This is a genomic window from Sphingobium sp. 3R8 (assembly GCF_020166615.1).
Lineage (GTDB): Bacteria > Pseudomonadota > Alphaproteobacteria > Sphingomonadales > Sphingomonadaceae > Sphingobium > Sphingobium bisphenolicum.
Genome location: NZ_JAIQXR010000025.1, coordinates 62,410 through 68,409 on the forward strand (window position 1 = coordinate 62,410; position 6,000 = coordinate 68,409).

Annotated in this window: 7 protein-coding genes; 3 read left to right on the forward strand and 4 right to left on the reverse strand. The window is 66.3% G+C overall.

Annotated elements, in window-relative coordinates:
• The first annotated feature begins 120 nt into the window (after positions 1-120).
• Genes K9B33_RS19830 through K9B33_RS19840 form a run of 3 tightly spaced genes read left to right on the forward strand, consistent with a single transcriptional unit; the run spans position 121 to position 2,214 of the window.
• The gene (locus K9B33_RS19830; RefSeq protein WP_224550848.1) at positions 121-888 is read left to right on the forward strand and encodes an SDR family oxidoreductase; all 768 of its coding nucleotides are present in this window, start codon (positions 121-123) and stop codon (positions 886-888) included.
• Complete coding sequence (locus K9B33_RS19835) at positions 885-1,328, forward strand: hypothetical protein (protein WP_224550849.1); 444 nt, start codon at positions 885-887, stop codon at positions 1,326-1,328. The genes K9B33_RS19830 and K9B33_RS19835 overlap by 4 nt, the downstream gene beginning before the upstream one ends.
• On the forward strand, positions 1,315-2,214 hold the full coding sequence (locus K9B33_RS19840; protein ID WP_224550850.1) for a sigma-70 family RNA polymerase sigma factor: 900 nt from the start codon (positions 1,315-1,317) through the stop codon (positions 2,212-2,214). The genes K9B33_RS19835 and K9B33_RS19840 overlap by 14 nt, the downstream gene beginning before the upstream one ends.
• Positions 2,215-2,330: 116 nt before the next feature.
• On the opposite strand, the gene trbE is transcribed toward K9B33_RS19840, so the two are convergent.
• From trbE to K9B33_RS19860, 4 genes are all read right to left on the reverse strand, one after another.
• Complete coding sequence (trbE, locus tag K9B33_RS19845; protein WP_224550851.1) at positions 2,331-4,796, reverse strand: conjugal transfer protein TrbE; 2,466 nt, start codon at positions 4,794-4,796, stop codon at positions 2,331-2,333.
• Entirely contained in the window at positions 4,790-5,062 is a 273-nt protein-coding gene (locus K9B33_RS19850) for a VirB3 family type IV secretion system protein (protein WP_224550852.1), read from the reverse strand. The genes trbE and K9B33_RS19850 overlap by 7 nt, the downstream gene beginning before the upstream one ends.
• On the reverse strand, positions 5,059-5,400 hold the full coding sequence (locus K9B33_RS19855) for a TrbC/VirB2 family protein (RefSeq protein WP_224550853.1): 342 nt from the start codon (positions 5,398-5,400) through the stop codon (positions 5,059-5,061). The genes K9B33_RS19850 and K9B33_RS19855 overlap by 4 nt, the downstream gene beginning before the upstream one ends.
• Before the next feature lie 3 nt (positions 5,401-5,403).
• Positions 5,404-6,000: ATPase, T2SS/T4P/T4SS family (locus K9B33_RS19860; RefSeq protein WP_224550854.1), on the reverse strand; the 597-nt coding region annotated here is incomplete at its 5' end.

Consider the following 6,000-nt stretch of genomic DNA (forward strand, 5'->3'; position numbering starts at 1 on the left):
CTTGACGAGAGACACAATCGCATCGTGACATCATGCCGAACATTTTTTCGAGTTTGTGGTCACCCATGTCACACTGGCCTTGTCCACCTCGTCAGGCAGGCAGCGACTTGCACGGGAGATATGGACATGAAGATTGTTGTCATCGGCGGCACCGGACTGATCGGCCGGCCCCTTGTCGAACTGCTGCGAGCCAAGGGCCATGAAGCGGTCGCCGCATCGCCCAGCACCGGCGTTGATGCCCAAGCCGGCACAGGCCTAGCTCGGGCGCTGACAAATGCTGCGGTGCTAGTTGATGTCAGCAATGCTCCTTCGTTCGAGGATGCGGCCGCTTTCGCCTTCTTTCGCGGCACCACGGCGAACCTGCTGGAAGCGGCCCGCGACGCCGCGGTGCGCCACTTCGTCGCGCTCTCGGTCGTCGGCACCGATCACCTTCAAGCCTCGGGCTATTTTCGTGCCAAGCTGGCGCAGGAAGAGCTGATCGCCGCTGGCGGCGTTCCCTACACGATCGTGCGGGCCACCCAGTTCTTCGAATTTCTGTCAACCATCGCGGACGGCTATACGCAGGGCGACGCCGTGCACTTGCCGGGCATTGCGCTCCAGCCGGTTGCTGCCGCCGACATCTCGGCCCTGCTTGCCGAGATAGCCACGGCTGATCCTGCAGATGGCATCGTCGAAGTCGCGGGACCCGAGCGCGCGCCGCTCGCGGAATTCACCGCCAGCTGGCTTGGCGCGCGAGATGATCCGCGCCGGATCGTCGTCACCGACGATCGCAACTATTTCGGCGCCGCCGCCGACGACCACACGCTGGTGCCTGGAGAGGACGCGCGGATCGCGCCTACGCGTTTCGATGCGTGGCTCGCCGCTCAGTCGCAGGGACAGGCGGCATGAACAGGCGCCTTCCTCTCGCGCTGGCCTTAGCGCTCGGTCTCGGGGCCATAGCCAATGGCTTGTTCATGCTGATCTCGCCCGCCAGCTGGTACTTCGCGGTCCCAGGCGTCACCACCACCGGCCCGTTCAACCAGCACTTCCTGCGCGATATCGGACTGATCTTCCTTCTGATCGGTATCGCGATGCTGACCGGTGCCGCGCGGCCGGCGGCACGCGTCACGCTGTGGTCCCTCGCTGCGCTCTGGCTTGGGGGCCACGCGCTGTTCCATTTCTGGGAGGTGGCGGTGGGCATCTGCGGCACGGGCGCGCTGGTTCAGGATTTTCCTGCGGTGACACTTCCGGCTATACTGACGGCCGCTCTCGCCCTGTGGGCGTGGCGCGATGCGGCAGGCGGCAGTCACCGATCGCATCCGGTGGAGGACTCTCGTGCCGCCCAGTGACAGACGCCTCGCTGATTTCGAGGCCGAGCGGCCAAGACTGCTGCGTCTTGGCTATCGGATGCTCGGATCGGTCAGCGAGGCAGAGGATGTCGTTCAGGAGGCCTGGCTGCGATGGGCGGCAAGGGCGGAGAGCGTTGACACGCCGGCAGCCTATCTGACCCGCGTTGTCACGCGTCTCTGCCTCGACCAGCTAAAGTCCGCCCGTGCGCGCCGGGAGACCTACGTCGGCGCATGGCTTCCCGAACCGCTGATGGGCACGACGGAGGCGGAGGAAACGATCGCCGATGACGTGACGCTCACTCTGATGCTCGCCATGGAGCGCCTGTCCCCGCTGGAGCGTGCCGCCTTCCTGCTCCACGACGTGTTCGACATGGCGCTGACCGAGGTCGCGACGACATTGGGGCGCGAGCCTGCAGCCGTCCGACAGCTTGCCTCGCGCGCGCGCAAACACGTGCAGCACGCGCGGCCACGTTTTACCGTACAGGCGGCCGAGGCTGATCGGATCGCGCGAGCCTTCTTTGCTGCTGCCCGCGACGGTGACACGGTCGCATTGTCAGCACTGCTGGCGCGCGACGTCGAGATCCATTCCGATGGCGGCGGCAAGGTCATCGCTTTCCGCAATGTGGTGCGCGGGATCGACCGAGCGCTTCGCCTGTTCGCCGGGCTGCGTCGGAAGTACACGTCAGCGCCGACGCTGCTACGCACCGCGACCATTAACGGTCTGCCCGGCTACATTAGTATCGATCGTGGCGACGTGCTCCAGACCACTGCGCTCGATGTACGCGATGGCCGCATCATGGGGATCTATATAGTTCGTAATCCCGACAAGCTCCGCCATCTGGCGGCAGCTTTCGGCACAGGCGGTCATCCACAGCACGGCCACTGAAGGTCGTGAATTGGTCGCAATCGGACATGTGCAACGCTCCGAGGGCGGCTGAATGAAGGGCAGCTCCGCGCCTCAGGTCCTCGAGTCCGGAAAGTCCCCAGCGTCCGTAGTCTCGGTCATTCAGGCAGGTCTTTCCCATTACCGCCGCCTGACCCATTCTTGTCAAAAAATGTAGTGGCAAGCTCCGCCGCCCAGTCGAGGCCGGCGGCACGCAGAAAGCCTTCAGCAAAGTGGTCACGGCCATGGCTTGCGAGCAGCGCGTCGATCCGGGCCTGCGCGTTGGGATCGGATGAGCCGCACAGTGCCAGTGCCACAGGACCGAGCCCCAGCTCAAACAGACGGTTGCCGCGCGCGGACTGGAGGTAATAGTGCCGCTTGGGCGTTGCGCTTGCAATCAGCTCAATCTGCCGGCCGTTGAGGCCGAAGCGCGCATAGATGTCATGGCCCTGCGGCTCGATGGCCCGATCGTTGGGCAGCAGGATGCGCTGGGGACAGCTCTCGATGATGGCCGGCGCGATCGCGGACCCGGCGATGTCGGCGAGGCTCTGCGTCGCGAACAGCACCGCGACATTCTTCTTGCGCAGCACCTTCAGCCATTCGCGGATGCGCGCGGCGAACAGCGGATGGTCGAGGAAGATCCAGGCTTCGTCGAGGATCAGCAGGGTCGGTCGCCCGCCGAACCGCTCCTCGAGCCGATGGAAGAGATATGTCAGCACCGGCGCGACCGCCCCGGCCTGGCCCATCAACGCCTCGGTCTCGAAACACTGGACGTCGGCGAGCGCGAGCTGCTGTTCGGCCGCGTCGAGCAAGCGGCCGTACGGCCCTTCGAGCGTGTAGGGCTGGAGCGCGATTCGCAGCGCATTCGACTGGAGCAACAGCGCGAGGCCGGTCATGGTCCGTTCTTCGCGCGGTGCCGAGGCGAGGCTGCCGAGAGCAGTCCAGACAGCGTCCTTGACCTCGGGCGTGACCGGCACGTTCTCGGCGGCCAGCAGCGCCGCGATCCATTCGGCGGCCCAGCTGCGCTCATTAGCGTTGTCGATGCCGGCCAGCGGCTGAAAGGCGAGCGCTTCGCCATCGGCTTCGGCGGAGCCGAGCGCATGGTGCACTCCGCCCATCGCCAGCACCGCGGCACGGGCCGAGTTCCCCTTGTCGAAGATGTAGACCTGCGCGTCGGCGTAGCGGCGGAACTGGAGCGCGATCAGGCTGAGCAGCACCGACTTGCCCGCGCCGGTCGGCCCGACCACCATCATGTGACCGACATCGCCGACATGGGTCGACAGCCGGAACGGCGTCGAGCCGGCGGTCTTCGCGACCAGCAACGGCGGTCCCTCGAGATGCTCGTTACGGGTCGGCCCGGCCCACACCGACGACAGCGGCATCAAATGCGCGAGGTTCAGGGTGTGGACCAGCGGCTGCCGGACATTGGCGTAGACATGACCGGGCAAGGACGAGAGCCAGGCCTCGACCGCGTTCACGCCTTCGCGGACGCAAGTGAAACCCAGGCCGTTGACGATCCGCTCGACGGCACGGACCATGTCCTCGACCGCCGCCCGGCTCCGGTCGGTGACCGTGATCGTCGTGGTCAGATAGCCGAACGCGACATGGTCACCGCCAAGCGCCTGCAGGGCGAGGTCGGCATCGACGACCTTGTTGTCGGCGTCGCTGTCGAGCAGTTGTGCCGGCTGGTTGTAGAGCACTTCGCGCAGCAGCGCGGTGACCGACTTGCGCTTGTTGAACCACTGGCGCCGCAGCGACGTGAGCGTTTTCGTCGCCAGAGTCTTGTCGAGCGCTATGAAGCGCGTGACCCAGCGATAGCCGAAGTCCTGATGGTTGAGCGCATCGAGGATGCCCGGCCGGCTGAGGCTCGGGAAGCCAAGGATCGTGAGCGTGCGGACATGCAGGTCGCCAAGTCGTGGCTCGAGCCCGCCAACCAATGGCGTGTCGGCCAACACCGCGTCCAGATACATCGGGGTTTCCGGCGCGGTGACGCTATGGCGGCGATCGGAGATCGTGCCGTGGAGGAAGGTCAGCGTCGCGCCGTCGTCGAGTGGCCGGACCTCGGGCATGAAGCCGGCGAGCAGGTCTAGCACCCGGTCGGTTTCCGCGACAAAACTCTCCAGCGCGCCGCGCCAGTCGCGCTCCTTGTCGCCATCGGGTCGCTCGACCAGCGAGCGTCCGGCCCGGTCGGTCGCGTCGGCTGGCGGCAGCCAGGTCAACGTCAGGTGGTAGCGGCTCTCGAAATGCGTTCCCTCGGCCTCGAACGCCGCCTGCCGCTCGCCATCGACCAGCCAGCTCGCCGCATCGGGGAAGTCGCTATTGGGATAGGCCAGCGCCTCGCGCCGTTCGGCGTCGAAGAACAATGCCCAACCGCTCCCGAAGCGCTTGAGGGCATTGTTAGCCCGCGCGCAGGCCGCGACTAGTTCGGCTTCGGTTGCGGATTCGAGGTCGGGGCCGCGAAACGCCAGCACCCGCAAGAAGCTGCCGTCCTTGTTGAGCACCACCCCGGGGGCGACCAGCACGGCCCAGGGCAGATGGTCGGCAAGCCGCTCGGCGCGGTCGCGATACTCACGCAGGCTCAGCATGCGAAATAGCCCTTCTGACGGATGTGGCGGAGCAGGACCGGCGCGAAGCTCGGGTCGCGGCGGGCGGCCATGACCGCGACGCTGTGGCCGACCGCCCAGAGCAGCACGCCTGCGACCCATTGTTGAAGCCCAAGGCCGACGGCAGCGCCCAGCGTACCGTTGATGATCGCGAGGCCGCGCGGCGCGCCCCCAAGCAGCAGGTGAGACCCGAGCGAGCCGTGGATGGGCACCTCAAAGCCCTCGATATGCTGGCCGCCTCCCATCACGAGATCAGCGCCCCGCCGCCGAAGCTGAAAAAGGACAGGAAGAAGGACGACGCAGCGAACGCGATCGACAGGCCGAACACGATCTGGATCAGGCGCCGGAACCCGCCAGAGGTCTCACCGAAGGCAAGAGTCAGGCCGGTCGTGATGATGATGATAACCGCAACGATCTTGGCGACCGGTCCCTGCACCGATTCCAGCACCTGCTGGAGTGGCTCTTCCCATGGCATGCCGGAGCCGGCCGCCTGGACCTGGGTGGCAAGCGTGAGCGCGAGGCCGATCGCGGCACCGACCAGCAGATGGCGGTTGCCGGGAAGGCGAGATAGTTGAGCACGGGTCATGGGTCAGATCTCCTTGGGTCTGGCGGTGGGAAAATCGGCGAGCGCGTAAGTGCCGGTGTCGGGATCTAGCCCGGCGACGCGCGCGATGGTCGAGACACGGCGATCGATGCCGCGCCCGGAAATGAACACGACGATGTCGATGGCCTCGGCGATCAGCTGGCGCGGCACGGTGAACACCGCTTCCTGCACGAGTTGCTCGATGCGGTAGAGCGCGGCGGTCGCGCTGTTGGCATGGATGGTCGCAATTCCGCCGGGATGGCCGGTGTTCCAGGCCTTGAGCATGTCGAGCGCCTCGGGGCCGCGAACCTCGCCGACCACGATGCGGTCGGGACGCAGGCGCATGGTTGAGCGCACCAGCTCGGTCATTGACACATGCGGCAGCCGCGTGCGAAGCGCCACCGTATCGGGCAGCGGGCACTGCAGCTCGCGCGTGTCCTCGATCAGGACGACGCGGGCATCGACCCAGGCCATCTCGGCGAGCAGTGCGTTGGCGAGCGTGGTCTTGCCCGAGCTGGTGCCGCCGGCGACAAGGATGTTGTAGCGCTGGGTGACAGCGGCGCGCAGGGCGTCGGCCTGTACCTCCGACATCAGCCCATCAGC

Coding starts and splice junctions, on each gene's coding strand:
- trbE (WP_224550851.1), bottom strand. CDS start 4,796: ATGCTGAGCCTGCGTGAGTATCGCGACCGCGCCGAGCGGCTTGCCGAC.
- K9B33_RS19830 (WP_224550848.1), top strand. CDS start 121: ATGGACATGAAGATTGTTGTCATCGGCGGCACCGGACTGATCGGCCGG.
- K9B33_RS19835 (WP_224550849.1), top strand. CDS start 885: ATGAACAGGCGCCTTCCTCTCGCGCTGGCCTTAGCGCTCGGTCTCGGG.
- K9B33_RS19855 (WP_224550853.1), bottom strand. CDS start 5,400: ATGACCCGTGCTCAACTATCTCGCCTTCCCGGCAACCGCCATCTGCTG.